The organism is Stenotrophomonas sp. 17(2023) (genome assembly GCF_030345315.1).
GTDB lineage: Bacteria > Pseudomonadota > Gammaproteobacteria > Xanthomonadales > Xanthomonadaceae > Stenotrophomonas > Stenotrophomonas acidaminiphila.
The window spans coordinates 1,119,799-1,132,665 of record NZ_CP128405.1 but is presented as its reverse complement, the minus strand read 5'-3'; the positions used below and the strand labels follow the sequence as shown (position 1 = coordinate 1,132,665).

Annotated in this window: 9 protein-coding genes; 3 read left to right on the top strand and 6 right to left on the bottom strand. The window is 72.6% G+C overall.

The features are described 5' to 3' along the window. Window positions 1-12 precede the first annotated feature (12 nt). From tsaB to mrcB, 4 genes are read right to left on the bottom strand one after another with little or no spacing between them, the layout of a single operon-like run. Window positions 13-717 carry a tRNA (adenosine(37)-N6)-threonylcarbamoyltransferase complex dimerization subunit type 1 TsaB gene (tsaB, locus tag QQA12_RS05000; protein WP_054663981.1) on the bottom strand — a complete coding sequence of 235 codons (705 nt, stop codon included), beginning with the start codon at window positions 715-717 and terminating at the stop codon, window positions 13-15. Beyond that, window positions 714-2,747 carry an ATP-dependent DNA helicase gene (locus tag QQA12_RS04995; protein ID WP_226050154.1) on the bottom strand — a complete coding sequence of 678 codons (2,034 nt, stop codon included), beginning with the start codon at window positions 2,745-2,747 and terminating at the stop codon, window positions 714-716. The genes tsaB and QQA12_RS04995 overlap by 4 nt, the downstream gene beginning before the upstream one ends. Window positions 2,748-2,783: 36 nt before the next feature. Next, the gene (locus QQA12_RS04990; RefSeq protein ID WP_054663976.1) at window positions 2,784-3,314 is read right to left on the bottom strand and encodes a hypothetical protein; all 531 of its coding nucleotides are present in this window, start codon (window positions 3,312-3,314) and stop codon (window positions 2,784-2,786) included. Between the two features lie 7 nt (window positions 3,315-3,321). Further along, the gene (gene mrcB / locus QQA12_RS04985; RefSeq protein WP_226050155.1) at window positions 3,322-5,727 is read right to left on the bottom strand and encodes a penicillin-binding protein 1B; all 2,406 of its coding nucleotides are present in this window, start codon (window positions 5,725-5,727) and stop codon (window positions 3,322-3,324) included. A 96-nt stretch (window positions 5,728-5,823) separates the two neighbouring features. Here mrcB and QQA12_RS04980 point away from each other — a divergent pair, with 96 nt between their 5' ends. Then, the gene (locus QQA12_RS04980) at window positions 5,824-7,923 is read left to right on the top strand and encodes a glycosyltransferase (RefSeq protein ID WP_226050156.1); all 2,100 of its coding nucleotides are present in this window, start codon (window positions 5,824-5,826) and stop codon (window positions 7,921-7,923) included. On the opposite strand, the gene QQA12_RS04975 is transcribed toward QQA12_RS04980, so the two are convergent. Together QQA12_RS04975 and QQA12_RS04970 are read right to left on the bottom strand one after the other, a co-directional pair. Then, window positions 7,920-9,467: a hypothetical protein gene (locus QQA12_RS04975; protein ID WP_226050157.1), complete on the bottom strand. Its 1,548-nt coding sequence runs from the start codon at window positions 9,465-9,467 to the stop codon at window positions 7,920-7,922. The genes QQA12_RS04980 and QQA12_RS04975 overlap by 4 nt on opposite strands. 46 nt (window positions 9,468-9,513) lie before the next feature. Next, window positions 9,514-11,676: a bifunctional (p)ppGpp synthetase/guanosine-3',5'-bis(diphosphate) 3'-pyrophosphohydrolase gene (locus QQA12_RS04970; RefSeq protein ID WP_226050158.1), complete on the bottom strand. Its 2,163-nt coding sequence runs from the start codon at window positions 11,674-11,676 to the stop codon at window positions 9,514-9,516. A gap of 63 nt (window positions 11,677-11,739) precedes the next feature. Here QQA12_RS04970 and QQA12_RS04965 point away from each other — a divergent pair, with 63 nt between their 5' ends. Both QQA12_RS04965 and QQA12_RS04960 read left to right on the top strand, forming a co-directional pair. Next, on the top strand, window positions 11,740-12,252 hold the full coding sequence (locus QQA12_RS04965; protein WP_226050159.1) for a hypothetical protein: 513 nt from the start codon (window positions 11,740-11,742) through the stop codon (window positions 12,250-12,252). Between the two features lie 82 nt (window positions 12,253-12,334). Then, window positions 12,335-12,865: a DUF4124 domain-containing protein gene (locus QQA12_RS04960; RefSeq protein WP_226050160.1), complete on the top strand. Its 531-nt coding sequence runs from the start codon at window positions 12,335-12,337 to the stop codon at window positions 12,863-12,865. Window positions 12,866-12,867 lie beyond the last annotated feature (2 nt).

The window sequence follows — 12,867 nt, the reverse complement described above, 5'->3', positions numbered from 1 at the left end:
GCGCCGGCGCCCTCAGCGCGAAGCGCGCAGCGCCTGCTGTTCGACCAGCGTGAGCGCGACGTTGTCGCGCAGGTAAGCCGGCTGTACAAGCTCCGGGGCGATGCCCTCGCCGCGGGCGAAGGCCGGCACGGCGATCTTCAACACGTCCGATGCGCGCGGCAGCGCCTGCGCATCGACCGACGCCAGGCGGGCCTGCAGGCGCGTGGCCAGCAGCCCTTCGGCAGCAGCGAAACCGGTGCCGACACCGGCCCAGCGGCTGCCATCGTCGGGCAGCTGCAGCGCATCCGGGGCAATCACCACTTCCGCGCCCTGTTCGTCCCACAAGCCATCGTCGCGGCGCACGCAGCGCGCGGCATAGACCTCGCCCATGCGCGCATCGATGCTGGCCAGCACGTGGCTGGCGTCGCCGGGTGCCTGCATCGCCAGCACCTGCAACGTGGACACCGGCAGCAGCGGACGGTCCAGCGCCAGGGCGATGCCCTGGGCGATGGCGATGGCCAGGCGCACGCCGGTGAACGCGCCCGGGCCGCGGCCCAGGGCGATGGCGTCCAGCTGCGCGCGGGCGATGCCGGCTTCGGCCAGCAGCTGTTCCGCCCACGGCAGGGTCAGTTCCGCATGCCGCCGCGGCGCGATCCCGAAGCGTTCCAGCACCTGCCCGTCGACATGCAGGGCGACGGAACAGGCTTCGGTGGCGGTTTCCAGGGCGAGCAGCTTCATGGGGTCACATCGGGATCGGGAAGGGACGGCATGGCGGTTTCCATGCCCGGCGCGTCGGCATCGGGCTGCCATTGTCGCGCAAAGAACGCCTGCACATCGGCCAGTTCGCGGGTGCGGCGGAACGGCGGCAGCGAATCCAGGAACACGCGCCCGTAGCCACGGCTGAGCAGGCGCGGGTCGCACAGCACCAGCACGCCGCGGTCGCTCTCGCTGCGGATCAGCCGGCCCACGCCCTGCTTGAGCGCGATCACCGCCTGCGGCAGCTGTTCGTCGCGGAACGGGTTGCCGCCGGCGCGGCGGATCGCGTCCAGCCGCGCCTCGTACACCGGGTCGTCCGGCGCGGCGAAGGGCAGCTTGTCGATCACCACCACGCTCAGCGCGTCGCCGGCCACGTCCACGCCTTCGCGGAAACTGGCCGAGCCCAGCAGCACGCCGTTGCCCGACTCGCGGAAGCGCTGCAGCAGGCTGGCGCGCGGCGCCTCGCCCTGCACGAACAGCGGCCACGGCCCGCCGCGCAGCGCATCGGCGGCCTCGCGCAGCGCGCGGTGCGAGGCGAACAGCAGGAACGCACGGCCCTGCGAGGCGTCCAGCACCGGGCGCAGGGTGGCGATCAGCGCGGCGCCGAAGCCGCGCGCGGCCGGGTCTGGCAGCTGCTGCGGCAGGTAGCACAGCGCCTGCACCGGCCAGTCGAACGGGCTGGGCTGGACCAGGGTGTGCGGATCGTCCAGCCCCAGGCGCGCGGCCAGGTGGTCGAAGTCGCCATCGACGGTCAGCGTGGCCGAGGTGAACACCCAGGCCGCGTGCGAGCGCTGGCGGTGTTCGCGCAGCGGCCCGGATACGTCCAGCGGGGTGCGCTGGCAGCGGAAGCCGCGCGGCGTCAGTTCGTACCAGAGCACGTCGTTGCCGGCGGCGGCCACGTCGGCGTCATCGCTTTCGAAATCGGGCAGCGGCGCATCCTCGCCCAGCCAGCGCGCCAGCCGCGCCGCACCTTCGAGCGCGCGTGCGTGGCACGCATCCAGCCCCGGCGACGCCTCGCGCAGCACGGCCAGCGCGTCGCGCAGCTGGGCCAGCGCCGCGGCCAGCACGTCGAAGCCTTCCGCCACGTCGGGCGCCGCCAGCGCGCGCCACCGGGTGCCGCGCGGCGGCAACGGTTCCATCGCCGCGCGCAGTTGCCGCAATGCCATTTCCAGCGTCGCCACCGGCTGCTGCAGCACCGGCTGCGCACCGGCCACGCCGCGGCACTCGGCCAGGCAGTCGCGCGCCAGCTCCTGCCACGGGCGCATGCCGAACCCCTCGCCGAAGAAGCCGGCCGCCAGCTCCGGCAACTGGTGCGCCTCGTCGATCACGAACGCCTGCGCGCCCGGCAGGATCTCGCCGAAGCCCTCCTGCTTGAGCGCCAGGTCGGCCAGCAGCAGGTGGTGGTTGACCACCACCAGGTCGGCTTCCTGCGCGCGTTGCCGCGCCTGCACGACGAAGCACTCGCTCCAGAACGGGCAGTCGCTGCCCAGGCAGTTGTCGACGGTGGAGGTGACCATCGGCAGCAGCGGCGAGTCGTCGGCCAGCCCGTCGAGCTCGGCGACATCGCCAAAGCGGGTGCGCCCGGCCCAGGCGACGATGCGCTGGAACTGCGCGGCCTGCTCGGGCGAGGCGAAGCGCGGTTCGCCGCGCGCCTGGTCCAGCCGGTAGCGGCACAGGTAGTTGGCGCGGCCCTTGAGCAGTGCGCTGCGGAGGCCGACCCCGAGCGCGGCGCGCACCCGCGGCAGGTCACGGTGGTAGAGCTGGTCCTGCAGCGCGCGGGTACCGGTGCTGACGATGGTCTTCAGCCCGGACAGCAGCGCCGGCACCAGGTAGGCGAAGGTCTTGCCGGTACCGGTGCCGGCCTCGGCCAGCAGCACGTCGCGCTGCTGGAAGGCATCGGCGATGGCCTCGGCCAGCCGCAGCTGCGCCGCACGCGGGGTGAAGGCGTCCAGTTGCCGGGCGAGCGCGCCGTCGGCGCTGAGGGCTTCACGGCTGGCGGTGGCTAGCGACATCGGCGTGCGCGCATCGGGGCCGGGGCGGCCCCGCCGTCAATAGCGCTTGATTCCCGGCACGGTGCAGCCTTCGATCTGCGCATGCGCCGACGCGGCGTTTTCCTTCTCCACCCGCGCCAGATGGGTCTGCTCGATGGTGGCCCAGTGGCGACGGCACAGCGGGCCGGTACGCGAGCCGAGCGCGACCGCCTTGCGCGACAGCGTCTCGGCGCGGCCCCAGTCGCCCTGCAGCAGCGCGATCTCGGCGCGTTCCTGCAGGATCGCCGGGTCGTCCTCGACCAGCAGCAACGCCTGGTTCAGCGCGTCGGCGGCGCCGGCCAGGTCGCCGGCCTCGCGACGTTCGGCGGCGATCTGGCGCAGGTCGTCCACCTGCGGGTCGCGCAGCGGCTGCACCGTCACTTCCTTGTCGTCGGCACCGGCGGCGGCCTGTACCGCGGCCATGCGCTGGGCGGGCGTGGTCGTATCGACCGGTGCAGGCGGCGGCGCAGGCGTGCTGGTGCAGGCGGCCAGGGCCAGGGAAACGGCCAGGACGGCCAGTGCGCGGTGGATCGGGAGCGTGTGGTTCATGCCGCCATTATCGCGCAGGCGCGTCTGAAGGCGTGCTTGACGACGCCGCCGGCTCCTTGCGGTCCAGCCCGAACCAGCTGCGCCAGCCGCCGCTTTCCTGGGTCTCCTCTTCCGGCACCGCCTGCGGCGCACAGGGCGCGTAGGCCGGGGCGAAGCCGGCCACGAACGGCAGCCGGCGTGCGCCCGGGCAGCCTTCGTCGGTGCTGTTGTTGCCCTCGGCGGCCACGTACTGCCAGTCCAGGCCCTTGCTGTTCACCCGCAGCGGCCGGCTCGGCAGGTTGCGGAAGATGCCCGACCACACCCGCATCGCGCCGGTGGCGCCGAACAGGCCGGCCTGCTCGTTCTGGTCGTTGCCCATCCACACCACCGCCAGGTGGTCGCCGGTGTAGCCGGCGTACCAGCTGTCGCGGCCGTCGTTGGTGGTGCCGGTCTTGCCGGCCGGCTGCAGCCGGCCCAGGCCGTCGGCGTTGAGTCCGGACGCGGTACCGCTGGACACCACCTGCTGCAGCGCCACGCTGATCAGGTTGGCGGCGATGGAGTCGCCTTCCTGTGCCGGCGCCGGAGTCTTGTCGTAGCGCTTGAGCAGCGTGCCCTGGGCATCGACCACCCCGCGCACGGCATGCAGCGGCTGGATCTCGCCGCCCGACGCCAGGAACTGGTACAGCTGCGCCATGCCGTAGGGACTCTGGTCGGTGGAGCCCAGGATCACCGCCGGGTTGGCCTCGGCCTTGAGCCCGGCCAGCACGTGGATCAGCTGGGTGATGCGCTCGGGCCCGACCTGCATGCCGACCCGCACCGTGGCCTGGTTGTAGGAGCGGGCCAGCGCGTCGATCAGGCGCACCGTGCCGTGGCTGCGGTTGTCGGCGTTGCCCGGGGTCCAGTTGCGCCCGCGGCTGAGCTGCACGGTGACCGGGGTGTCCTCGACCCAGGTCGCCAGCGACCAGCGGTCCGGCTGTGCAAGCGCCAGCAGGTACACGAACGGCTTGAGCAGCGAACCGACCGGCCGCTGCGCGTCGATGGCGCGGTTGAAGCCCGGTTCGGCGACGTCGCGGCTGCCGACCACCGCCAGCACGTCGCCGTTGTGCACGTCGGTCAGCACCAGCCCCGCCTGCAGCTCGGGGCGGCGCTTGCTCTCCAGCGACTTGACCGTATGCGCCACCGCGCCTTCGGCGTAGGCCTGGGCCGAGGGCGACATGCCGGTGAGGACGTTGAGGCCCGCGCCCTGCAGGGTGCTTTCCGGGTAGTCATGGCCGAGCTGGCGCCGCACCAGGTCGATATAGGCCGGGAAGCGGTTGGCCGCCACCAGCCCCGGCACCTTCGGCACCCCCAGCGGCGCCTTCAGCGCGCGCTGGTACTCGGCCGCGTCGATCAGGTCGTTCTCGTGCAGCTTGCCCAGCACGAAGTTGCGGCGGTCCAGCGCGCGCTCGGGGTTGCGGCGCGGATCGTAGTAGGACGGCCCCTTCACCAGCCCGATCAACAGCGCCACCTGCTCGGTGGTCAGCGAATTCAGATCGCGCCCGAACCAGAACTCGGCGCCCGACGCCACGCCGTGGATCGCCTGGCTGCCGCGCTGCCCCAGGTAGACCTGGTTGAGGTAGGCCTCCAGGATCACCGGCTTGTCGTAGCGCGCTTCCATGATCAGCGCGTACAGCACCTCGTTGAACTTGCGGGTGAGGGTCTGTTCCTTGCCGATGCCGAGCAGGCCGCTGCGGGCCAGCTGCTGGGTCAGCGTGCTGGCGCCCTGTCGCACCTTGCCGCCGGAGCGCACCGTCACCCAGACCGCGCGCACGATGCCGCTCAGGTCGATGCCGTGGTGGCTGTTGAAATCTTTGTCCTCCACCGCCTGCAGGCCGGTGACCAGCAGCTCCGGCGCATCGGCGATGCGCACCAGCCGCCGTTCCTCCTGCTTCTGCCCGTACAGGGTGGCGATTCGCGCCGGGTCCAGCCGCGCGGCCTTGAGCGCCTTGCGCTGCGTGGCATCGCGCAGCGAGGCGACCTGGCCAGCGGAGACCACCACTTCGATCCGGCGCGGCGCCACGCGCCCGTCGACATCGACATAGCCACGGCTGGAAATGGTGAACCGGCCGTCCTGCAGCCGGTAGGTGCCCGGGCTCTGGCCGATGCCGTCGTCGCGGTAGGCCGACGCCGCCAGCTCGGTCCTGAGCGTGCCGGCGTTCATCGCCACCCCCGGCGCCAGCACCAGCGGCCTGGCATAGACCCGGGTCGGGATCTGCCAGCGCAGCTCGCCGAAGCGCTGGGTCACCTGCGAGTTCAGGTACAGCGTGTACGGGATCAGGAAACCGAGGCCGAGGGCGGCCGCGGCCAGGCCCCAGGTGATCAGCCGGTTGCGCCAGGGCGTGCCCGGCTCGTCGGTATCGTCGTCCAGTTCGTCGGTATCGTAGCGTCGCGGCACGGGGATGCGAGAATGTAGGTTCAGGCGAGTCTAACGCAGCCTCGCGCCACCGCACTGCTGCCGGCCCCCACCTGCTTAAGCTGGAGTTGCAACCGAATGTCGATGTCCCCGGCCGATGCGCGCTACCACCTCGCCCGCATCGTCGGCCTGATCCGCCGCGGCCTGGCCAGCCTGCGTACCCGCGGCTGGCGCGCCACGCTGCAACGCGTCGGCGTGCGCCTGCGGCGGCAGCCGCCGCCACGGCGCGAGCCGCTGTACGCACCTGCCGCTGCCGCCTTCGCGCCGTTCGCCGTGCCCGCCAGCGCGCAACCGGTCGCGAGCATCGTGATCCCGGTCTACAACCATGCGGCGCATACCCTGGCGTGCCTGCGCGCACTGGCCGCGCACCCGCCCGCCGCGGCCTGCGAGATCCTGGTGATCGACGATGGCAGCAGCGACGATACCGCGGCCTGGATGGCGGCGATCGATGGCCTGCGCCATCACCGCCGCGCGCACAACGGCGGCTTCATCGCTGCCTGCAACGATGGCCTGCGGCTGGCCCGCGGGCAGTACGTGGTGCTGCTGAACAACGACACCGTGCCACAGCCGGGCTGGCTGGACGCCCTGCTCGACACCTTCGCCCAGGTCCCGGAGGCCGGCCTGGTCGGCGCGCAGCTGCTGTACCCGGACGGCCGCCTGCAGGAGTCGGGCGGTATCGTGTTCGACGACGGCAGCTGCTGGAGTTACGGCCGTTTCGAATCGGCCGAGGACCCGCGCTACGCCAGCCTGCGCGACGCCGACTACTGCTCCGGCGCGGCCCTGGCCATTCCGCGCGCGCTGTTCGAGCAGCTCGGCGGGTTGGACGCGCGCTATGCACCGGCGTACTACGAGGACACCGACCTGGCGTTCAAGGTGCGCGCCGCCGGCCGCCGCGTGCTGGTGCAGCCGGGCAGCCGCGTCGTGCACGAAGAAGGCACCAGCAACGGCACCGACACCGGCAGCGGGATCAAGGCCTGGCAGGTCCGCAACCAGCAGGTGTTCGCCGACGCATGGCGCCCTGCGCTGGCGCGGCAGCTGCCGGCCGGCAGCGTGCCCGGCCCCGCGCTCGTGCACCGCGGCCAGCGTCAGGTGCTGATCATCGACGAGGCGGTGCCGCGCCCGGATCGCGATTCGGCCTCGCTGCGCCAGTTCAACCTGATCCGCATGCTGCTGGCCGGCGGCGCGCACGTGGTGTTCCTGCCCACCCGCGGCGAACACGGCGGCGCCGCCACCCAGGCCCTGCAGGTACTGGGCGTGGAGGTGTGGCACGCGCCGTGGCTGCAGGGCGTGGGCCCCTGGCTGCGCACGCATGGCCCGCGCTTCCAGGTGGCGATGCTGGTGCGCCACCACGTCGCCACCGAGTGCCTGCCGCTGCTGCGGCGCCACGCGCCGCAGGCGCGCACCGTGTTCGACACGGTGGACCTGCACTACCTGCGCGAACGCCGCGGTGCCGAGCTCAGCGGCGACCCGCGCCTGGCGCGCGGCGCCGAGCGCACCCGTGCCAGCGAGCTGGCGGTGATGGCCGCGACCGATGTGACCCTGCTGGTCAGCGCCGCCGAGAAACAGCAGTTGGCCGTCGACGCGCCTTCGGTGCGGGTGGAGCTGCTGTCCAACCTGCATGAAGTCGCCGGCCGGGGGCTGGACTGGGCACAGCGGCAGGGGCTGGTGTTCGTCGGCGGCTTCAACCACCCGCCGAACCTGGATGCGATGCAGTGGTTCATCGGCGAGGTATTCCCGTTGATCCGGCAACGCCTGCCGGAGATCCGCTTCCACTGCATCGGCGCCGACGTGCCCGACAGCCTGCGCGCGCTGGCGGCCACGCAGCCGGGCGTGCAGGTGCATGGCTACGTGCCCGACGTGGTGCCGTGGATGGCGGGCGGCCGCGTCGCGGTGGCGCCGCTGCGCTTCGGCGCCGGGGTCAAGGGCAAGATCAACCTGAGCATGGCCCATGGCCAGCCGGTGGTGGCCACGCACTGCGCCGCCGAGGGCATGCACCTGCACGACGGCGAGGATGTGCTGGTCGCCGACGACGCCAGGGCGTTCGCCGACGCGGTGGTACGGCTGCATGACGATGAAGCCCTGTGGCGGCGACTGTCGGGCAACGGCCTGGACAACATCGCCCGGCACTTCTCGATGGATGCCGCACGCGAGGTGGTGGCGCGGGTGTTCCTGTCCTAGCGCCTGGCGTTACCCAGGCGTTCGGCGAAAGCCGGCAGTTCCGGGGTCGCCGCGTCCAGCGCGCGCGCCTGTTCCAGCGCCCGGCTGGCGAACGCCACGTCGCCGGCGCCGAGCCGTTCGCTGCCGACCGCCAGCCAGCGCTGCGCCAGCCGCCGCCGCGCTGCCGGCAACAGCGGATCGCCCGGCGCCAGCGCCTGCCACGCATCCAGGCAGGTGCGCGCCGCCTGCAGGCGGTTGCCCTGCAGATGCCGGTCCAGGCAGTCGCGCGCGGCGGGCAGGATGCGGGCGCCAGCCTGCTTCACCCGCGCATCGCCGGGCGCCAGCGCCTGCGCGGCCTTGAAACGGTCATAGGCGCTGGCACCGGGCGGCAACAGCCATTGCCCGTGCGACGCCGCGCCGTCCATCTGCGCCAGCAGCACCCGCACCTGGCGCTCGCGCTCGGCAGCGGGCATCCGTGTCTCCAGCGCCCGGCGCGCGCCCTGCGCACGTTGCAGCGCCTGTTCGGCGGCGGCCACCTCGGGGCTGCCCGGCGCCAACGCGCGGGCCTGCTCCAGCGCCTGTCGCGCCTGCTCGAAATGGAAGTCGCCGGCCAGTCGTGCGGCTTCACCGGCCCACGCCCGCGCCACCTGCCGCAGCCCCTGGCGTGCCACCGGGTCGTCGCCCGCCGCAAGCACCAGGGCATAGCCGTCGGCAGCCTGGCGCAGGCGCCCGCGCGCCAGGTCACGCGCGGCCTGCGCACGGCGCCGGTCCAGCGCCGCATTCAGCGCGGCGCGGGCCGCGGGCAATTCGGCGTGCCCGGGGTCGTAGCCTTGCACCCGTTGCAACAGGGCGGCCGCCACCTGGGTCTGGTCGCGCTGCGCCGCGGACACCGCCTCGGCCAGCAGGTCGGACAGGGCATCGTCGCGCCCCTGCAGTGCCCGCAGGTGGTCCGGCCGCACCGCCAGCACCCGCTGGTACAACGGCAGCGCGCTGTCGGCCCCCGCGTCCAGCCGCCCCTGCGCCTGCGCCGCCTCGGCACGCCGCAGTAGGTCCTCGACGCTGTCCGGCTCGCGCACCCGGCGATGCAGGCCCGAGGCGATGGCGTCGAGCTCCCCCTGTGGCACCTGCAGCTGCCGCGCAAGTTCCAGCGCCGCGCGCGTGGCCGGCACGTCGCCGGCGGCCAGCTGCCGCCGTGCCTGCTCCAGTGCCGCGCGGCCGGTGTCGGCCAATGCGTCGCGCGCGTCGCCGCGGTCCGGATCCAGTGCCGCCGCTGCCTCGAACAGCTCGCGCGCGCCACTGCCATCGGCCGCGGAAAGGTGGCCCAGGCGCAGCGCGCGGTGGCCATCGTCGAGCAGGCGCTGGATCTTGGTTTCCGGCCACAGCAGGTTCGCCAGCGGCTGCCGGAACACCGTCAGCAACAGCGCCAGCAACACCAGCCCGATGGCGATCGAACGCCAGGCACGCGGGCTGTCCCAGCCACGCGCCACCCACCAGCGCGCATACAGGTGCGCGCGGCCGACGGGCAGCGACAGCCATCTGGGCAGGCGGGAATGGGCCTTGTGCATGCGGCCAGCCTAGCAGTCCGCCATGATCTCGCCGGCAACGCCGGCCTCACCCCATGCGCCGCGCTTCGTCCACCCCGGGCAAGGCGTCGAGCTTGCCCAGCAGCGTGGACAGCTGGCCGTAGTCGCTCACCTTCAGCCGCAACCGCAGCTGCATGCGGCCGCTGTCGCGCAGCGGGTCGCTGTTGATGTTGAGCACGTAGGCGTCCTCCTGCGCGATCAGGTTGGTGATGTCCTTCAGCAGCCAGCGCCGGTCCATGGCGCGGACCATCACGTCCACCTCGTAGCCCGCGCCGGCGCGGCCCCACTCCACCGGCAGCGCGCGCTCGGGGTGCGCGGCCGACAGCCGCGCCAGCGCCGGGCAATCGGCGCGGTGCACGGTCACGCCGCGGGTACGGGTGAGGTAGCCGGTGATCGGCTCGCCGGCCACCGGCTGGCAGCAGCGCGCCAGCTGCACCAGCAGGTTGCCCACGCCCTGCACGGTGAAATCGGAACGGCCGATGCCCTCGCGGCGTGCGGTCGGCCGCGGCAGCGGCGGCGCCGCCGGGGCCGGCTGGTTCTTCTCCTTCTCCGCTTCCAGCAACGCGCGGCTGACCTGGCTGGGCCCGGTGTCGCCGAGCGCGACCTGGATGTACAGGTCATCGACGCTGTCGGCGTGGAAGCGCCTGGCCGCCAGCATCAGGTCGGCCTGCTGCAGGCCCAGCCGCTTGAGCTCGCGGTCCAGCAGTTCGCGCCCGGCCTGCACGTTGCGCGCGCGGTCGAGCTTGTGGAACCAGGTACGGACCTTCTCGCGCGAACGGTTGCTGGCGAGAAAACCGTTGGCCGGCAGCAGCCAGTCGCGGCGCGGGTCGGCGTCGCGGGCGGTCATGATCTCGACCCGGTCGCCGCTGCGCAGGCGATAGGTCAGCGGCACGATGCGGCCGTTGACCTTGGCGCCGCGGCAACGGTGCCCGACCATGGTGTGCACGTGGTAGGCGAAATCCAGCGGCGTGGCGCCGGCCGGCAGGTCCATCACCTCGCCCTTGGGGCTGAGCGCGTAGACCCGGTCCTCGATCAGCTCGGCATCCAGCGCGCCGGCCAGGTCCTCGGGATTGGCCGCGTCCTGCGCCTGCTCCAGCAACTGCCGCATCCAGGTGATCTTGCGGTCGAAGGCCTTCTCCGCGCCCTTGCCGCCTTCCTTGTACTTCCAGTGCGCGGCCACGCCCAGTTCGGCCTGCGCGTGCATCTCGTGGGTGCGGATCTGCACCTCCACGGTGCGCCCTTCCGGGCCGATCACCGCGGTATGCAGCGAGCGGTAGTCGTTGGCCTTGGGCCGGGCGATGTAGTCGTCGAACTCGCTGGGGATCGGCGTCCACAGCGCGTGCACCACGCCCAGCGCGGCATAGCAGGCGGCCACGTCGTCCACCATCACCCGCACCGCGCGCAGGTCGTAGAGCTGCTCGAAGGCCAGCTTCTTCTTCTGCATCTTCCGCCAGATGCTGTAGATGTGCTTGGGCCGGCCACTGACCTCGGCACGGATGCCGTGCTCGCCCAGTGCCACGGACAGGCGCCGCTTGACCGCTTCGACGTAGCGCTCGCGCGCCAGCCGGGTCTCGTCCACTTCGCGTGCGATGTGGCGGTAGGTGTCCGGCTCCAGGAAGCGGAACGCCAGGTCTTCCAGCTCCCACTTCAACTGCCAGATGCCCAGCCGGTTGGCCAGCGGTGCGTGGATGTCGCGGGTCAGCTGCGCCAGCGCGCGGCGCTGTTCCTCGGGGCTGCGGTCGGCCGCGCGCATGCAGGCCAGCTGCCGCGCCAGCAGCACCGGCACCACGCGCAGGTCGTGGACGATGGACAGCAGCAGCCGGCGCAGGCCTTCGCTGTTGCGGCCGGCCTCGCGCCCGGCGTGCAGCGCCCACACCTGGTCGGCGGCATCCTGCCCGTCGAGCAACCCGCGCACCGCGGCCGTCGCGTTGCCCAGCGGCAGCTCCGCCAGGCGCGCGCGCAGGCCCGGCAGATCGAACAGCAGCGCGGCGGCGATCACCGCCTCGTCGGCGGACAGCAGGGCCAGCGCATCGAGCGTGTCGGCCAGCACCGGCCACGGCAGCCGCGGCTGGGTGTCGGTCCCGGGCTGCCGCCAGGCGGCCAGCAGCGCCTCCCGCAACGGATCGGAAAGGGCGCCACAGGACGGGCGTTGCAGCAGGGCATCCAGGCCGGAGAGGGAAGAACGGTTCACAGCGGTTGATGGCGGGCGGATGCCCCTACACTAGCGCCCAACCATCCACGGGAACAATCGCCCATGCAGCCCTCGCGCCTTTCCCTCCTGCTCACAGCCACCCTGCTGCTCGCGCCGGCCTTCGCCGCACAGGCGCAACGTGTCGTCGAAGGCGACCTGCAGCAGCAGATGTCCACCGCCGAGTTCAAGGCCGCCGGCCTGGACAAGCTCTCGCCCGATGAACTGGCCGCGCTCAATGCCTGGCTGCAGGGCAAGGTGCGCAATGCCACCGCCACCGCGCTGGAACAGGCGCGCGAGGAAGGCCGCCAGGAAGTGATCGTGAAGAACCGCGGCTTCTTCGATTTCGGCTCCAGCGAGCCGATCAAGGCCACGCTGGCCGGCGAGTTCACCGGTTTCGGCAAGGGCCGGCAGTACACCCTGGACAACGGCCAGGTATGGGAACAGACCGACGACGCCCGCGCTCCCGGCGTCCGCAAGCAGTCGCCGGGGGTCCAGATCAGCCCCGGGCTCATAGGGGTCTGGTACCTGCAGGTGGACGGGCTCAACACCCGCGCCAAGGTGCGCCGCACCAAGTAACCTGCGCCCATCCACGCGCCCGCGCTGGCGGGCGCTCCTCAGCGCCGCGAACCACGGCGCCCGCACCCTGCCCCGGTCCGCCATGCCCGCCATGCCCACCCAGCTGTTGCTCATGCTGCTGTTCCTGCTGCCGGCAGGAGCATCGGCCCAGGTCTACAAATGCAAGGGAAAGTCCGGGGAAACCGCCTATTCCGAGCACCCCTGCGACGCCAACGCGCAACCCATGAAGCTGCGCAGCGAGCGCCTGCCGGCGGCGCCACCGCCAGCACCGCCCATGGAGGCCGGTGAGCCGGAACCATCGCCGCTGCGCGAGAGCGGCAGCCCGCCGCCGGCGCCGGCGGAACCGGATCGCAGCGCCGAGCGCGCGTGCATCGCCACCGCGACCGCATCGATCTACGGACCCTCCAACGACCGCGTGGCGACCTACCAGCAGCAGATGGCGATGCTTGGCGAGCAGCTGGACAACGCGCCCGACGCCAAGCGCACCCAGGCACTGCAGGCGCGCATGGACAACCTGCGCCGCGCCATCGGCCGCGAGCATGCCTACGCCCACGACCAGGTCAATGCCGCACGCCGGCGCTGCGTCGAGCAGCACCGCGCGGCGACACAGTAGCT

What these genes read in the sequence shown, in the direction of transcription:
- tsaB (WP_054663981.1), bottom strand. Translation starts at nt 717, where the DNA reads ATGAAGCTGCTCGCCCTGGAAACCGCCACCGAAGCCTGTTCCGTCGCC.
- QQA12_RS04995 (WP_226050154.1), bottom strand. Translation starts at nt 2,747, where the DNA reads ATGTCGCTAGCCACCGCCAGCCGTGAAGCCCTCAGCGCCGACGGCGCG.
- QQA12_RS04990 (WP_054663976.1), bottom strand. Translation starts at nt 3,314, where the DNA reads ATGAACCACACGCTCCCGATCCACCGCGCACTGGCCGTCCTGGCCGTT.
- QQA12_RS04980 (WP_226050156.1), top strand. Translation starts at nt 5,824, where the DNA reads ATGTCGATGTCCCCGGCCGATGCGCGCTACCACCTCGCCCGCATCGTC.
- QQA12_RS04975 (WP_226050157.1), bottom strand. Translation starts at nt 9,467, where the DNA reads ATGCACAAGGCCCATTCCCGCCTGCCCAGATGGCTGTCGCTGCCCGTC.
- QQA12_RS04965 (WP_226050159.1), top strand. Translation starts at nt 11,740, where the DNA reads ATGCAGCCCTCGCGCCTTTCCCTCCTGCTCACAGCCACCCTGCTGCTC.
- QQA12_RS04960 (WP_226050160.1), top strand. Translation starts at nt 12,335, where the DNA reads ATGCCCGCCATGCCCACCCAGCTGTTGCTCATGCTGCTGTTCCTGCTG.